Origin of the sequence: Neobacillus sp., assembly GCF_031988165.1 — a bacterium.
In the GTDB taxonomy this organism is placed as follows: Bacteria; Bacillota; Bacilli; order Bacillales; family Cytobacillaceae; genus Neobacillus; species Neobacillus rhizosphaerae.
This window is the reverse complement of the sequence record NZ_DALZYO010000030.1, coordinates 12,759-29,827: the sequence shown is the minus strand read 5'-3', so window position 1 is coordinate 29,827 and position 17,069 is coordinate 12,759. Positions and strand designations below refer to the sequence as shown.

General features: G+C 33.2%; 9 protein-coding genes. 5 read left to right on the top strand and 4 right to left on the bottom strand.

Annotation, left to right across the window (positions count from 1 at the left end):
* Positions 1-44: 44 nt before the first annotated feature.
* The 3 genes from RTR43_RS17445 to RTR43_RS17435 all read right to left on the bottom strand — a co-directional run bounded on the left by RTR43_RS17445 (position 45) and on the right by RTR43_RS17435 (position 4,704).
* On the bottom strand, positions 45-2,417 hold the full coding sequence (locus RTR43_RS17445) for a S8 family peptidase (RefSeq protein ID WP_312473499.1): 2,373 nt from the start codon (positions 2,415-2,417) through the stop codon (positions 45-47).
* On the bottom strand, positions 2,407-3,516 hold the full coding sequence (locus RTR43_RS17440; RefSeq protein WP_312473498.1) for an AAA family ATPase: 1,110 nt from the start codon (positions 3,514-3,516) through the stop codon (positions 2,407-2,409). The genes RTR43_RS17445 and RTR43_RS17440 overlap by 11 nt, the downstream gene beginning before the upstream one ends.
* Before the next feature lie 567 nt (positions 3,517-4,083).
* Complete coding sequence (locus RTR43_RS17435; protein WP_312473497.1) at positions 4,084-4,704, bottom strand: recombinase family protein; 621 nt, start codon at positions 4,702-4,704, stop codon at positions 4,084-4,086.
* Between the two features lie 726 nt (positions 4,705-5,430).
* Here RTR43_RS17435 and RTR43_RS17430 point away from each other — a divergent pair.
* From RTR43_RS17430 to RTR43_RS17410, 5 genes are all read left to right on the top strand, one after another.
* A complete protein-coding gene (locus tag RTR43_RS17430; RefSeq protein ID WP_312473496.1) occupies positions 5,431-7,641 on the top strand; it encodes a zinc-ribbon domain-containing protein in 2,211 nt (736 codons plus the stop codon).
* A 198-nt stretch (positions 7,642-7,839) separates the two neighbouring features.
* Positions 7,840-8,781: a DUF4268 domain-containing protein gene (locus tag RTR43_RS17425; protein ID WP_312473495.1), complete on the top strand. Its 942-nt coding sequence runs from the start codon at positions 7,840-7,842 to the stop codon at positions 8,779-8,781.
* A gap of 610 nt (positions 8,782-9,391) precedes the next feature.
* Positions 9,392-10,387 carry a toxin Cry1Ac domain D-VI-related protein gene (locus tag RTR43_RS17420; protein WP_312473494.1) on the top strand — a complete coding sequence of 332 codons (996 nt, stop codon included), beginning with the start codon at positions 9,392-9,394 and terminating at the stop codon, positions 10,385-10,387.
* A 51-nt stretch (positions 10,388-10,438) separates the two neighbouring features.
* Positions 10,439-10,594 (top strand): hypothetical protein, encoded by a 156-nt coding sequence (locus RTR43_RS17415; protein WP_312473493.1) that lies wholly within the window; start codon positions 10,439-10,441, stop codon positions 10,592-10,594.
* Between the two features lie 406 nt (positions 10,595-11,000).
* The gene (locus RTR43_RS17410; RefSeq protein WP_312473492.1) at positions 11,001-14,915 is read left to right on the top strand and encodes a hypothetical protein; all 3,915 of its coding nucleotides are present in this window, start codon (positions 11,001-11,003) and stop codon (positions 14,913-14,915) included.
* Between the two features lie 475 nt (positions 14,916-15,390).
* On the opposite strand, the gene groL is transcribed toward RTR43_RS17410, so the two are convergent.
* A complete protein-coding gene (gene groL, locus RTR43_RS17405; RefSeq protein WP_312473491.1) occupies positions 15,391-17,025 on the bottom strand; it encodes a chaperonin GroEL in 1,635 nt (544 codons plus the stop codon).
* Between the last annotated feature and the right edge of the window lie 44 nt (positions 17,026-17,069).

The following is a 17,069-nucleotide window of genomic DNA, read 5'->3' as shown; positions in this document are numbered from 1 at the left end:
GTTAACTCCCCCACTCTATAACTGTATATTATTCTCCCAGAAAATTAATCTACTTGAATATCAATATCCTGCCTAATTTTAATACTTCTATGGATAAAGTTATTAGAATCAAGTAATTGTGATATTTCATCGTATACATGTTTTTCTCTTAATGGATCTTTGAAAGTAATTAGAATACAAAAATCCTGTGAAAGCCCCATTCTTTCTTGTTCAGCCTGAGTCTCGATGTATTCCCGATAAAGCCCTTCTACTTTTAGATACCATTTTTTAGGTGACAGTAAAAATTTCTCCTTTTTTCCTTGAGTCAATTCAGATAGATCAACTGCATACTTTTTGTTTGGGTAAAATTTGTCTCCATACTGCAGTAAAACCTTTTCTGATCTTGCGAAATTTTCTGTTTCGCTAATTTTCCTCTTACTAAAAATACTAGAAGTTAGTAGATTTTGACCCCCTATTCTACCTATCGGGTTTCTAATAGTAGCTACACTAGTATCTCTGCTGGTCTTCTCATCATATGTACCTAAGGCAACCTCTATATTTGATTGACAATACTCTGGTCCTTGATTTACTGCAAGGGTTGGTGTATTAACTAATGTTAAAAATATTTGACCATAGAAATAACCATCCCCATTAATCATTGAAGGTGGATACGGAAGATCCAAAATTTCAATAAATTCCCCTTTGCTTAGTGTATCCCTTAAGACAAGTGTAATTTCATATGGATCATTATATAAAATATCTTCCGCTTTACCAGGGATCCCAAATCCTAATTGATTTACTTTTTCGTTATTTGGCAAATCAACTTCTAATGGATATTTAGCCGAATGAATCATAAGAGCCTTAATTAATACGGGATCAAAATCCTCACCAATACGATTATGTAAATCTGCTGCGATAGCTGTAACTCTTGGGGTGGAAAAACTAGTACCAATATTTTTAGAAATATTGCCATTAACATCAAAGGAAGTTACACCATTTGGTATTGGCCTATTATTATCAACACCACAATTTCCACCATAATGAACTAATTCTGGCTTTATTATATTTGATGGACCAGGTCCAATTCTACTGAAAGGTGAAAGGTGATTAAGCTCGGAAGCGTCAGAATCATTTTTGGATTGGGCTATTGAGCCAACAGTTAATGCTCTAACGGAGTCAGCTCCCCTAGCAATTCTACTAACGGGTCTTCCATCAAGGAAATTTTTACAGTTTCCAACAGACTTAATTATTAAAATATTGTTTTCATCTTGAATATTATCTAACGCGGTTCCGAACTCTGAAAATTCAGCATTCTTTATATCCGTTTTACTGCCAAGCGATAAGTTCCAAATCTTAATATGCTTACCATACTCTTCAACTACTTCTCTAATATTATCAATCAACTCTGCCTCAGTAATTGATTCTAAGTTTGCATTTGGAAAAACTGCAGCATCTAATAATTTAAATCCCTTTGTACCGGTATAGTCTTTCCCTTCCAATATATCTCCAAAATTAATTATACCCGCAACAAAAGTACCATGTGCTGGATTTAACAACTCCTCTGGATAATTAGTATATCTAGAAAGTTTCCAAGATCTAAGCGATTGTATATCAGCAATCCCAGAATCTAAAACACCAACGATTGGATAATCTCTTCCTTCTTCAGGTTCGGGCATATCCAGAGTAGCTTCACTAAAAAAATCATCTTCCACCACTTCCAACATAGGCATTGGTTCAATAGACATAAGAGGACTGAAGTCGTTAATTAAATTTATGGAGTCTAATGAGTCTGTTTTTACTTGATGTATATATAAGCTATCTGTGTACTTTACCGTTTTCATCAACTCGATGTGGGGATTATTTTTTATAAGTTCTTTAAAATTCCGCAATACCATATCATTTAATTGATAATTATTAAAATCAAAAAACCTGATCTTTAATATATATTTTCCGTCTTTTTGAGGATTAATATTGTCTAATGAAATAATTGGATCATAAGTGTCAATTTTATCGATTCCGGAAATAGCCTTTTCATTTCGTTTAACCTGCTTTAGATTTCTATCAACAGCTCTTAATTGCTCTATATTGTCTACCCTAATATATAATTCTTGTTCATTCGAAATTCCTATCACACGATTGTCTTGTTTACTAGATAAGAACAAATCCTTTAATTCTTTTCTATGACTTTTTGCTATGGCGTCATCATTCACTTTGGCCTTAATAACAGCTGGCGTTCCCTTATATTTATTTAGTTTGCCTTCTACTTTTGGATAGGTATCCATCAAATCGTCTAATAACAATGTGGATTTTTTAAGTAGCTCTTCATCATTCAATACCCATTTGGGAGGTTGTTTTCCTCCGCCACCTTCTGTTAAACGATCATCAACGTTCTCTCTTTTTTCAAATATTCGTATAGGAAGATTTTTATTATTTGCCACAGTTATCTTCACCCTTAATATTTATTATATTCCTTACTTGTCTTTGTGAAATCCCCAACGTTCTTGAAATGTCAATTTGGGATACGCCATTTTTATTTAAGTACCGAACTAACTGTACCTGGTCCTTTGATAAATCTCTACTTAAATGGATTTGATATAACAAATTGGCATAACTTAAAGATTTTTCTTCTAAGAGGACACTTCTTCTCATCGCATTAATACATATTATTTTTATTTCAGATGGAGAAACTCCTTCTAATAAATTTGCAAGAATACCTAATTTTTTGGTGTCATTTGTAAAGTTATTACCCATTTTTATAGTAAAGAGTTCTATAAGCTCTAAAATTTCACTCTTTGTAGGTTTAGGGACTTCTATTATGTTAGAGAAACGCCGCCAAACAGCTGGATCTAAAAGTTTTTCATGGTTTGTTGCAGCAATAAGTATACTATTTTTATTAAAATTGTCAATATTTTGCAACAAACTGTTTACAACTCTTTTTAGCTCACCAACTTCATGTTCATCATTTCTCGCTTTTGCAATTGCATCAAATTCATCTAGAAATAAAATACATGGTCTTTCTTGAGCATATTCAAAAATTTTTCTAATGTTTTTAGCAGTACTGCCTAAAAGAGATGAAACCAAACCATCTAATTTTGCTGTAACCAATGGAAGTCCAATTTGTTTTGAAATATAATGTGCGATACTTGTTTTACCACATCCTGGAGGCCCATATAGAAGGAGTGATTCAGGTAAATCTAACCCCAAATCAATGAATTTATCCCTTTTTTTAAGATTTTGAATGTACATATCCAGTTTTGTTTTTGTAAGATTTGGTAATACAAATTCATCTTTAAATTCATCTGACATTGTTACTTCAACCATATCTAACCGGCTATCTTTATCAACCGGCTTTGTCATAAACTCATCTAAGTAGACAGGATGTGCTCCTTTATTATTAAGAACATTTAATATTCGTTCGGCGAATTTCTCCTCTCCTTGAGAATGCAGTTTTTTTGAAATTAATCTTGCATAACTCTTTACTTTTTCTGGATTTTTCTCTAAACCACCTTCAATTAATTTTAATATTTCTGTTTTCATATACACAGACTTCCAACTCCTACCAAACTCTGTTTTATTATATATATATTACCACTTATCCTTAATTTATGCACGAATTATATTAAAACGTGAACACTTTTGTTTATTTACAAACCATTTTTTTCAAAAATCATTCACGTTCAATTCACAACAAGGATAGTTTGATCACAATATAACTACTTATAAGGCGTAAATAGTAAATACAAAAACAACAGGTACCATCATTAGGTACCTGTTGTTTGGGACCCCAACAGCCAGTTTAGACCATTAGGATCAAAGTGTTATCCCACTACACTAGCATCTAGGATATTGTATTATGTGGACAAGTACTACACGCATACGCATCTGCAAAAAATGCCTATAATCTAAGCCCTATCTAAAAAGCGTCGTATACGGCTTGTAAGATTAGATAAAAGAAAGGTAATTCCTGCTTATTCATGAGGATTAATGCTAAGACTGACTCTTTGGCGAAATAAGATGTATTTTTTCCATAACCTTATCCAATCACTATAAATTGAAAAAGCACTTGCTCTCCAGCAGGTGCTCCTTATTTGACGAGTTTCTTTATTATATATTTGTATTATTTAATTCTTTTTCATACTCCTTAACTAATTTATAAAATGTTGTCTTTTTAAGCCCTATTTCTTGCATCGCCTTCACAGCTGTCTTCTCACCTGATTTCCATCGATGATAGGCTTGTTTAAACTCTTCTGTGATAATCGATTTCGGTCTGCCAAAAACTACGCCGTTTTTCAAAGCTACATCAATTCCTTCACGCTGTCGGTTTCGAATTCGGGTTCGTTTGTCTTCAGCCATCCAAGAAAGAATTTGTAAAACCAGATCGGCAATGAATGTACCCAGGTTGTCTTTAAATTGAGTAGTATCTAATAAAGGCATATCCAATACCACAATGTCGGCCTGGATGTTTTTAGTAATATCATTCCACTCTTGTAATATTTCTACTTTATTCCGACCAAAGCGATCAAGCGAATGTATATAGAGAACGTCCCCTTTCCGTAAGAGACGCTTAAGTAATTGGTATTTAGCACGCTTAAAATCTTTTCCGCTTTGTTTGTCCATGAAGATATCTCGATCATCTATCCCTTTTTCCTTCATGGCTTCAAGTTGTCGTATTTCATTTTGATCTTTGCTGCTGACTCGTATGTATCCAAACTTTCTAACGTCCACTTTAAATTCCCCTCATTTTTGATTCTCTTTACTCTTATTCTACTATAAGACGTTCGTAAAAGTGCGTTAAAAGCAGAAAACGTTCATAAATTAATTTCAAAGTTTTGCGAACGTAAAAAACTGCTTTTTTTAAACAAAAATACCTGATCGTAAAAGTGTACTTTTACGGACATACATTTCAAATGTTGACCTTTCCCTCGTCTTATTCGAACCTCCATTTTTTGGGTGACAATTGACATCGTCAATCTTGTACCATTGAATCAGTAGATCGAAATAGAGAGCTTGTCCGATTCTCACTTCCTCTTTTTGAGATGAAGTTTTATAAAAAGATTGATCATTTAAAACATAGTTCGATTATTTAAAATAAAGATTGGTAATTTATAATTAAGTTTGATTAAAAATCCTGTGTTGATATTCAGGATTTTTCCTTGTTCCACAATCGGGCCATTTAATTGAATAACTTACTTTGAAGAAAATTGGATATTTATGTTAAAATACAGATGAGAATGTGTAGGGTCGAACTTAAACTAACGAAGCAAGTTAGTGGAAAAGGGAAATACTTACTGAATGTAGAAAAGAAAATGTATTAGGAAAAAAGCTGCCAAAGGGTGGCTTTCTTTTTTGAACTAAATGGTAGATTAGTTGGAAATGGATTTATGATTCTAATTGTAGAATTAATTTTAATATTTAAAGGAACATATCTATTAGTGAAATGAGATGTAATTTATGAAAAAAAGTTTCTTTCAATGGTGTTTAGAAAATCACAAGGAACATTTGTTATCCGAGTGGGATTATGAAAAAAATGAAGGTATTAGTGATAAAGAAATCGGATTCGGTAGTCAAAAAAAAGTATGGTGGATTGGTAGCTGTAATCACCAATGGGAGTCTACTATTAAGAATAGAACTAGTGGAACTGGTTGTCCTATATGTTATAAGGAGAAAACTGGTAGAAGTATAGCACCTAGACGTAAATTAATTCGAGGAAAAAATGATCTAGCTACCGAGTACCCAGAAATAGCAAAGGAATGGGACTATATAAAAAACGGCGACTTGCTACCATCTGACGTTATTGGAGGAAGTAGTAAAATGGTATGGTGGGTTTGTCCAAAGTGTAATCAAAGTTATCAAAGTAGCCTAAGTCATAGAATAAGAGGCAGGGAATGTCCAAAAGATAGCTGTCGTAAAAAGAAACAAGCAGAAAATATAAAGAAAGCACTGGTTAAAAGAAGAGGATCACTTTTAAAACATAATCCAGAATTAGCAAATGAGTGGCATCCTTTAAAAAATGGAGAACTAACTCCAGATAATATAAGTCCAGCTAGTGATATAAAAGTTTGGTGGATCGGAACTTGCAATCACGAATGGGAGGCTACACCAAGTAATCGAGTACGTAGGAAAAGTCGTTGCCCTGTTTGTAATAATAAGGTGATTTTAATCGGATTCAATGATCTAGCTACAACTCATAAAGAATTATGTACGGAATGGGATTTTGAAAAGAACGGTGATTTGTTACCTATGAACGTAGTAGCCGGAACTCATCGAAAAGTATGGTGGGTTTGTGAAAAAGGGCATAGATATAAAGCTTCCATTAATAATAGAGCAAAAAAGAATGGCACAGGCTGTCCTAATTGTGATATGGAAAGAAAGTCATCATTCAACGAAAAAGTGATTTTTTACTACTTAAAATTATTATTTGACGATATACAAGAAAATTATCGACCTAGATTTCTTAACAAAAAAGAATTGGATATATTTATTCCGAGTATATCCTTAGCAATTGAGTATGACGGCGAATATTATCACAAAAATGCTTTAAAAGATATAAAAAAGAATGAACTATGTCAAGAGAATGAAATAGATGTAATTCGTATTAGAGAACCTAATTGCCCGGTGTTACCTAATAAAATAAATTGTTATGTGAGAAAGTCATTAAATGAAAAAGAACTGAAGGATTGCGTTGAATTTATTATCGCTTATGTGAATGAAAAATATAAGATGAACCTAGTAGCAGATATAGACATATCTCGTGATCGGCCCAAAATAATGGAAATGTACTTAATATCCGAAAAAGCAAAGTCACTTGCATTTATGAATCCAGAGTTAGCGAAAGATTGGCATCCAACAAAAAATGGAGTTTTAACACCTGAAAAAATTTCTTATAGTTCAAATAAAAATGTCTGGTGGTTAGGACAATGCGGCCACGAATGGGAAGCTAAAGTTAACAACAGGTTCAATGGAAATGACTGCCCTAGATGTTATGAAAATTCCACCGGAAGAAAGATTGGTCATAGAAGAAGTTTGATTAAAGGGATTAACGACTTAGCTTCTGAAAATCCTGATTTAGCAAGAGAATGGCATCCCACTAAAAACGGGAATTTACTCCCGTCCGGCTTTTTAAATGGGAGTCATAAGAAAGTATGGTGGCTCGGTCATTGTGGCCACGAATGGGAATCCACAATAGGTAGCAGAAATAGTGGCGTTGGTTGTCCGTTTTGTTCAAATAAAAAAGTCTTAGCAGGATTTAATGATTTGGATACCACAAATCCTGTTTTAGCAAAAGAATGGCATCCCATTAAAAATGGAGAATTAAAACCATCAGATGTGATTGCAAATGGAGAAAAGAAAGTATGGTGGCTTGGGGAATGTTGCCACGAATGGGAAGCGAAGACGGTTAGTAGAAATAGGGGCACAGGCTGTCCTTATTGTGCAAATCAAAAGGTCTTAAGAGGCTTTGATGATTTCGAAACAAAAAACCCCGAACTTGCAAAAGAATGGCACCCCACCAAAAACCGAGATTTAAAACCATCAAATGTAATTGGTAATGGAGAAAAAAATGTATGGTGGCTTGGGAAATGTGGCCACGAATGGAATGAAACAATATACAATAGGGTTAATGGTAGTAAATGCCCGGTATGTAGAAAGAATAGAATTGGCTAACATAAGTTTTGATTTTTGTATTTACCGTTAAATGAAAAAGTTAATTTTAATTAGTACTTCAGTGGATTACAACCTTAATTTATACCTTTCTAGAAAAGTTTTGTACCTTGGATTTTTATAAAAAATCTCTTCTAGCAGTTTTTTTACAGGGACCTAGAAATGTAAAAATAGGGATTTTATTAGGGGTGAAAAATACATATGGAAATAAAAAAAGCAGAGCTTTTGAACGTCAGAGAAGTATGGGCAAATGAACCAAGGAATTTTACAAAATGGTTGGCTGTTAATATCGATTTTCTAAATGAAAAATTAGATATTAATTTAAACGTTATTCAAACCGAAAAACAAATTGGTTCATTTAATGTAGACATATTCTGTGAGGACGAGCAAGGAAATAGCGTAATAATCGAAAATCAACTCGAAAAGACAGACCATACTCACTTAGGGCAAATCTTAACTTACGCAGTTGGAACGACCGCTAAAACGGTTATTTGGATTACACCCGAACCAAGGGTTGAACACGTAGAAGTTTTTGAATGGCTAAATGAAATTACACCTATAGACACGAGCTGGTATCTATTTAAGTTAGAGGTTATTAAGTTAGGTGATACATCAGTGTCACCGCTTTTCACAAAAATTAGTGGTCCCAGCCAAGAAGTGAAAAATATGGGTAACGAGAAAAAAGAAGTAGCGGAACGGCATCATAAAAGGGTGAAATTCTGGGAAACATTGCTTGTTCATCTAAACAAAGAAACGTCTATCTATCGAAATGTAAGCCCAACGATGGATAACTGGCTTAACGGTGCAACTGGAATTGGTGGAATAATTCACTCTTTAATCGTTCGACAAAAAAACTCTTCTCTTCAACTAGTAATTGAAAAAAGTAGCACCGAAACGAATAAAAAGATATACGACTATTTTTATTCTTGTAAAGAAAATATAGAAAAAGAGTTTGGCGAAAAATTAATTTGGAGAAGGATGGATGAGAATAAATCAAGTCGAATTCAATTCGATATTAATGAATGTAGCTTAGATTCTTCTACCTGGGAGATAGGGATGCCAATGTTTGTTGACAAATTCATAAAATGGCAAGCTGCATTAAGTCCACATATACAACATATAAGCCAACAAGATTGGAAATAGGTATAGAATTAAAAGAAAGATGTACCGTGTATAAGAAAGTTATACCGTTTATAAAAAAGTTGTACCGTTTTACCCTTTGGATATGGTTCTAAAGGGATGTTTTTATGTGAAAAGGAAAAGAACATTTTAATAAAAAGATCGATAAAGGAACTGTTGAGTGACAATAAGTTGTTCCGTTAAAGGGCGCTATTATTGAGCAACACAGGTAGAAACTGATCAATCTTTTTATAAAAACCAATCTTAAATCTACTAGAAAAGAATCCATTTTGATCATCTTTGTTCAAAATGGGTTCTTCATATTACCGTAAAATACGGGTTTGTGTTTTTTGTTCAAACTTTCTTTTAAATCAACAATTGTGATTTGATTCTTGCGGAAAAAACATACGGAAAAGAATTGGTTCTAAATAATATGGCAGAAAAAAACAAGAAACTAACTGAATTGATTATGGGGAACGTTACTCGCTGAAATATTGGCCAATGGTCTTGAACCCAAATTTTTAAATAAGTAATATTACAGGCACTTGCTATAATGCAGGTGTCTTTTTAATCAAATGGTAAAAGTATCAAAAGGATAATGGATAATTATGTATAGGTAAGGGAGGCAATGTTTATGAAAAAGAAAAAGTTTTGGTTGGTGTTATTGACGGCGGTCATAGCAATTGGGGTAAGCAGTGGCTTTGCTTATAGTCAAAAAGTAGAGGCAGAAAAGGCTAGAATTGAAGTTAAGCAAAAAGAAATAGAAACGATTAATAGGATACAAAGTAAAATAAATAAGTTATTTAAAGATGACCAAAAAGAGTTTTTAGCTGAAGATATAACTCAAGATAATTTCGATGTTATTCAAAGTAGCTTGAAGGACCAAGAAGGCAAAGAGTTTGAAATAGAAAATGCAGGGAAATTAAATACGGCAATCATGGATTTTGGTTATGCACAAAACATGTTTGAACTACAAAATTTAGTAAATAATCTACTTGATGATAAAGGTGCTGTTGTGGAAAATGCAACCTTTGATGCAGTGGATAAAAAAGTAGAAGAATTGAAGGATATCAAACCGAAATTTGTAGCAGAACAGCAAAAGATCATTGATGAAGAAAAGCAACAGGTAAAACAGATTAAAGAAGCTACAGAGAAAGTGAATCAAATGTTTGCCAGTGCAGAGCAAAAAGAGATCAAATCAGATGTGTCGCGTGATGGTTATAACCAAGTAAAAGAAGAAATTAATAAAATTAAACAAGAGAAGGCAAAGACAGATTTATCAGAAGCACTAAACAAAGTAGATCAATATTTATTGGTAAGAGAAGAAGCTGAAAAGAAAGCCAAGGAGGCCCAACTAACACAATCCAATAAACAGACACAGTCTGGTAATAATGTAAGTACGTCATCTTCAAATATTTCAGGCAGCTCTAATAAGACTACAAAAAACAGTAGTTCATCGAGTAAAAAAAATTCCAGTAGTTTATCTAATTCTGGAAAAAATAATGGTTCAAGTAAAAGTTCATGGACACCACCGGCAGATAAACCTGGAACAACATGGGAAGGAAAGACCACAGATAAAGGAGAGATGGAGTCTGATAGTGGTCGCACATGGGGAACAATCGAATGGTAAGCATTAGATGTTTTGATGGAGAGAGCACTAGAAATAAAAGGGAGAACGAAAATGAGTAAAAAAAATAAATTAAGGTTTAAATGGCTACCGTATATTATGTCGGTAGCTCTTTTTATGCAGTTTTTTACACCAATTGTAGATTATTTTGGGATTATAAATAAAGTAAGTGCTGCAAGTGCTGCTGTTGTCTATCGTGGTCAAGTGTAGATTTGAAAGAAAGATGTACCGTTTATAAGAAAGCTATACCGTTTATAAAAAAGATGTACCGTTTTACCCCTTTGGATGGTTATCTAAAGGGGTGTTTTTATGTGAAAAAGAAAAGAAAATTTTAATAAAAAGTTCGATTAAGGACCTGTTGAGTGACAATAAGTTACTCCGTTAAAGGGCCAGATTGTTGAATACTCTTTTTTGAGAGAGTGCGGATATTTCCATTATCGCACTCTATTTTTAATTACTAAATCCTTATGTTCCTATGACCATTGAAAATGTAGAAATAGAGTCAGAAAAGATTGTTAATTTTTTTGTATAATGAATATATTAGCTTAATAAAACATTACATAAATTAAGATATCAATTATCATTCAGCATACATATAAGAAAAGAGGAAAAAATTATGTCGAACGAAATTCCAATGCTATGTGAAGAAAGTTTTACAGTATGTTTAACTGCTAATTATATGGTTGAACAGATAGCTATTGAAAAAGTAATGGTGGAATTATTAAGTAAAAGTGAAAGTGGGATCTTAAACCTTGCACTATTAAAATATTCTACTTCAAAATTAGAAGATTTTTTAAAAAAGGTTTCAGCTTCGAATGAAATTTTAAGTGCAAACCTCTATAGAATAAACATCTATCAGCCTACTCAATTAAATCTGAATGTTATTCTAGATGAGGCGGACTTAAACTCAGAGGAAAATATGCTAATTATCTTCGGGGCAGAGAGGTTATCCCAATTTGATTCCACACCAAGTATAGAAAAAACATACGGTGAATTAAAGATTAAATTGTATTCTCCAGATCAAGTTAACATTGAAACAGGAATGGAGAAAGTAATTGAAATAAACAATTTATTAGATCACAGTATTTCTAACCTAGTTGCTATTTTTGAAACAAGTTCTAATATGGCTAAACAAATATTTGCTAAATATAAAGATGATAAGAATGTTGAACTAAATATAATGATTCCTGCAGAATCAGATTCAAATGATATAAGCCTTAATGAGATCCTTAAAATCATAGATGCTATGCAGCTAAACGAATCACTATCCTTCATAGAAAGACAAGAGAATTTTCCAACTGAGTGGAAAAAAACTTTAAGATTTACTTCGTATTTAAAAAATGGATATAAAGAGGAAGCTTTAAATCTATTGAAATCTGACTATACTTCTCTAAATAATTCATTGAAATTGATATATGCTGATTTATTAAATAGTGGAAAACATTATGCTGAATCTTATCAGATTTTAAAAGAACTATATCTCGAGGACAAGTGGATGCCGGGTTTGACGTCCTCATTTATAACCTCTTCTAGAGTTTTAGATACTGATGAGAGGAAGAAGTTAATAGAAGATATATTGACTATGAATGTTAAAGACGCTTTCCTATTGCAAGAAAGTGCTAATTTTTACAATAGAATAAAAGAATATGATAAATCAGGTAAATTATTTAGAGAAATTTTAAAGTTAACAGGTAACAAATATTTTGAGCTATTAGCTCGAACTGCAGAGCTTCAAAGTAATCCTCCATCAAACGGTCAAGATGCCGAAGGGTATCTTTTATCAATAGCAGTTGAAGAACCTGATTTACAGAATGAGGTATATTATAGGTCTGCATTAATTTGGAAATTCTTATATAAAAGTATGTATAAGTTTTCTGAAAACCTATTTAAAATTAAACTTTCTCATACTTTTAATCAGTCATATGAAGTCATAAATGAAAAAATGGATATTTTAGCAAACTATCATAATGTAGAAAAAGCATTAAAATTAAAACCTTTAGCAAAAGAAAGAGATAATGATGTTTTACTTTCTAAAAGAATAGACTTAATTGTGGATGAAATTGAATTTATTTTCTTAAAGGATAATGGACATAACTTATTAAGAGGATTTATAGATGATGTTCAAAGCAAAGATGCGTGGAAAACAAGCATAGTTAGGAGACTAAGAAACGAAATAAGTGATTGGAATAAAGCGGATCTGGAAGGTATGCAAGATAGCGTGGATAAATATACTGAAAATGATCTATCTGAAACTAATTCTATAAATGCAGTAAGACTTATTAGAAAATATAAAACTAAAAAGGCATATTCCAAGGAAGATATTATTAATATAATTTCCGGTGCCTTAATTCTTGCTGAGCAGGAGAAAAATAAAAGAAATGATTTGTGGTTAAGATTTGAGGCATCAACTTGGTTCTCTTATCTGGGATATTATCAAGATGCTAATAATCATGCCTTAACTACATTAAACTATTATAACCGTATAATAGATAATGATAATCTTAGAGATCTTTCATTTGCACTAGGAATTGCCGCTTGGGGTGACTCACAATATAGATTAGGAAGAGAGATTGAAGGAGTAATTTGTGCAATTGCTACAATAAAAAAGGGAATATTCTTGAAAAACTATTATCTTATTGATAAAGGCTTAACTATTATTCATTTATGGATTTCAAATAATGACATTTTTGGTTTAGAAGACAGAAAAAAATTAAATGAGTTTTATGAAAAGTTCTCAAGAGTAGCAGGAGAGGATTCTAAACTTGTAGAAATCCAAGGCTTAATGCTGAAAAAAGAGTGGGAAAAAGCTTACGATTTATTAAAGCCTTTTGTACTAGTAGACGAAAACCAGGAAAATGAGAATTGGGGAATCCACTTTTCAAATTATATAACTGTTTGTATCCAAAGTGGAAATCGTGATGAAGCAGTTCAGCTTTTATATAATAAAGCTAAAAAAGCGGCGAGATTATTAGAAGTAAGAATGGATATAAGATGGAAAAACATGCTTACGTGGTCACAGATTTTGTTAACAAGAGAAGATTCACAATATAATTTATTAGAAATCCTACTTATAAATAAGGATTTATTAAAAATAGCGATTGGAGATATAGAACAACAAAGGAATAGTGTTTTTCATAGAGAAGAAAGAGCCAACCTCAGCGATAAAACAAATTTACTTTTTAGAACATATGTTGAAACTCTCGCTATCTTGAACAAGTTAAAAGAGACTCCAGCAGATGTAAAAAAAGATCTCGAAAAGGAAGCTATTTTAAATTTAATTAAAATTGCACCGAGAACAATTACAGAAAAACGACTTTATGAAGGAGAAGTCTCTGAGGATGCAGAGAAAAAATTTAATAATTACCTAATGTTGTATGATGAACTAATGACAATCGAAGCTGATATAGAAAGTACCGAATATAAACAAAAAACTCAAAAGTTTTCTTCATTGCAAAAAGAATTATTAGAAATCCATCCCTATTTAAAATCATTACCAGTAATACAAGTAAATGATTTATCTCAAATTCAAGAAAAATTGCAAGAAAATGAAATATTTTATCAGTACTGTTTGACACCAATGGGAATGGTTTATTTATTAATTACTGGAAAAGAACTAGAGTTTGGACATGCTTTTTTCGACTCCCAAAGGTTTAAAAAAATTGCTAATCAATTTGGGGAAACTTTTTCACAGAATATGGATGTTAAGAATATTAAAGAAATTGAAGCATTGTGTGAGAATGTATCTGAACCAATTTTTCATCCTATTTTTAATCAAAAATACGTTGAAAGGATTTCTAACCTATTTATATGTCCAGACATGTCAATTCCTTATTTCTCAACTTCCTTAATTAGATATAAAAAGGAATGGTTTATAACCTCTTTAGATGGAATTTATAATCTATTATCAGTTACAAATTTATTAGATCGTAGGCAAAATGAAGGAAGGCAAGATAGTTATAATATACTTACTATTGGATCAAGGAAACCAAAACGAGATGGAGCAATCCCTTTAGCAGAGAATTGGGGAGAACGAAATAAAAAGTATTTTAAAGAAATCGTAAATGATTTTGGTGAAGATAACCGTTTGGTCATTGATATTCTTAAAAAAGAAAAACCTAACCTGTACGTTATGATTGCTCATGGTGTTGAAGAACCTGATATAAGCGGAAATAATGGGGCGTTTTCTATTTTAGGACCTGACAAACGATATCTATCAGTTAATGATATTGAAGATATTAGTTTGCATACCAAAAATATGTTCTTAATAACATGTAGAAGTGGACAACCTTATTCAGATAACATACAGTCCAGTAATAGCGTATGGACCAGTATATTATCTCAAAAAAATAATTCAATACTATGTAGGTGGGATGTTGACATTCGACCATCATTAATTCTTTTAGAACACATAGTTTCTAATGGAGATAAACCAGTCTGCCATTTATTGTGTGAAGCTCAAAAGAAATTATTGAAATCAGATGATTGGAATGCACCATCTTCATGGGCCGGTTATGAATATTGGGGTATTTAGTTATTATTTGTAAATTCTATATCTAATAGCTAAAATAAATTTCTATATTATAAAAAATAATAAATAAAGAATAAAAAAATCAGAGTGGAAAAATAGCCATTATCGCACTCTTAAAAAGAAGGTTCTTTATTCCACAATCGGGCGCGATTGTGGAGTAACATAGGTAGGAAATAATCAAACTTTTTTATAATAGAATGAGTCAATTAAAAATATTAAGAGCGTGTTTTGATCAATCTTTTTGACAAAACACGCTTTTTCCTATGATCGTTTAATAAAGGTTATTTGTATCAATTTGATCAAATATTTTAAAGCAACACTTGTTCATTATTATGGTAAAAAGAAAAAAGGTCTTCCATAAGTACATTTAGCTTGGAAGACCTTTTATTTTTAATATATTTTCCATTATGAGCAAATTATGAGCATTACTATATAATAAATCAATCAAACCAATGATATCAAAGGTTTTTATTGATTATTACATCATGCCGCCCATTCCACCCATGCCGCCCATGTCAGGCATACCCATGCCTGCACCAGCTGGTTCTGGTTTGTCAGCAACAACTGCTTCAGTTGTTAAGAACATAGCAGCAACAGATGCAGCGTTTTGAAGTGCTGAACGTGTAACCTTAGTTGGGTCAACGATACCAGCTTCGATCATGTTTACCCACTCGCCGGAAGCTGCGTTGAAGCCTGTGCCGACTGCTTCGCGTTTTAAGCGGTCAACGATAACAGATCCTTCAAGGCCAGCATTTTGAGCGATTGTGCGAACTGGCTCTTCCATCGCACGTAATACGATGTTGATACCTGTAGCAACGTCACCTTCTGCTTGAACCTCAGCGACTTTGGTGTATACGTTAAGAAGGGCAACACCACCACCGGAAACGATACCTTCTTCAACTGCAGCACGAGTAGCGTTCAAAGCGTCTTCGATACGAAGCTTGCGCTCTTTTAATTCAGTTTCAGTCGCAGCACCAACTTTGATTACGGCAACACCACCAGCTAATTTAGCTAAGCGTTCTTGTAATTTTTCACGGTCAAATTCAGAAGTTGTTTCTTCTAATTGAACGCGAATTTGGTTAACGCGAGCTGCGATTTCTGCAGATTCTCCTGCACCTTCAACGATTGTTGTGTTTTCTTTTGTCACAACTACTTTAGAAGCGCGTCCTAAAGAATCGATTGTTGTAGTTTTCAATTCACGGCCAAGCTCTTCCGTGATTACTTCACCGCCAGTTAACGCAGCGATATCTTCAAGCATTGCTTTACGACGGTCACCAAAGCCAGGAGCCTTAACAGCTACTGCATTGAATGTTCCGCGAAGCTTGTTCACTACTAACGTAGAAAGGGCTTCACCTTCAACATCTTCAGCAATCAACAATAATGGCTTGCTTTGTTGAACGACTTGCTCAAGAACTGGAAGAATTTCCTGAATGCTTGAGATTTTTTTGTCAGTGATTAAGATATATGGATTTTCTAACACAGCTTCCATTTTATCTGTATTGGTTACCATGTATGCAGAAGTGTAGCCACGGTCAAACTGCATACCTTCGACAACATCCAATTCAGTTGTAAAGCCTTTAGATTCTTCGATTGTGATAACGCCGTCGTTGCCAACGCGCTCCATTGCTTCAGCGATTAATTCGCCTACTTCTTGATCGTCAGAAGAAATCGCAGCAACCTGTGCGATTGACTCTTTTCCTTCGATTTGTTTTGAAATAGCTTTTAATTCTTCAACAGCAGAAGCAACTGCTTTTTCGATCCCTTTACGGATGCCCATTGGGTTGGCACCAGCTGTAACGTTCTTTAAGCCTTCGCGAATCATCGCTTGAGCAAGAACAGTTGCAGTTGTTGTACCGTCACCGGCAACATCGTTTGTTTTGCTTGCTACTTCAGCAACAAGCTTCGCACCCATGTTTTCGAATGCATCTTCTAATTCGATTTCTTTTGCGATTGTTACACCGTCATTTGTGATAAGCGGTGAACCAAATTTTTTCTCAAGAACCACGTTGCGTCCTTTAGGTCCAAGAGTAACTTTAACTGTATCTGCAAGTGTATCAACACCACGTAGCATTGCGCGGCGCGCGTCTTCACTAAACTTAATCTCTTTAGCCATTGTTCAAAAACCTCCTCGAATTTTCTAAACTTTATTTTTTAAAA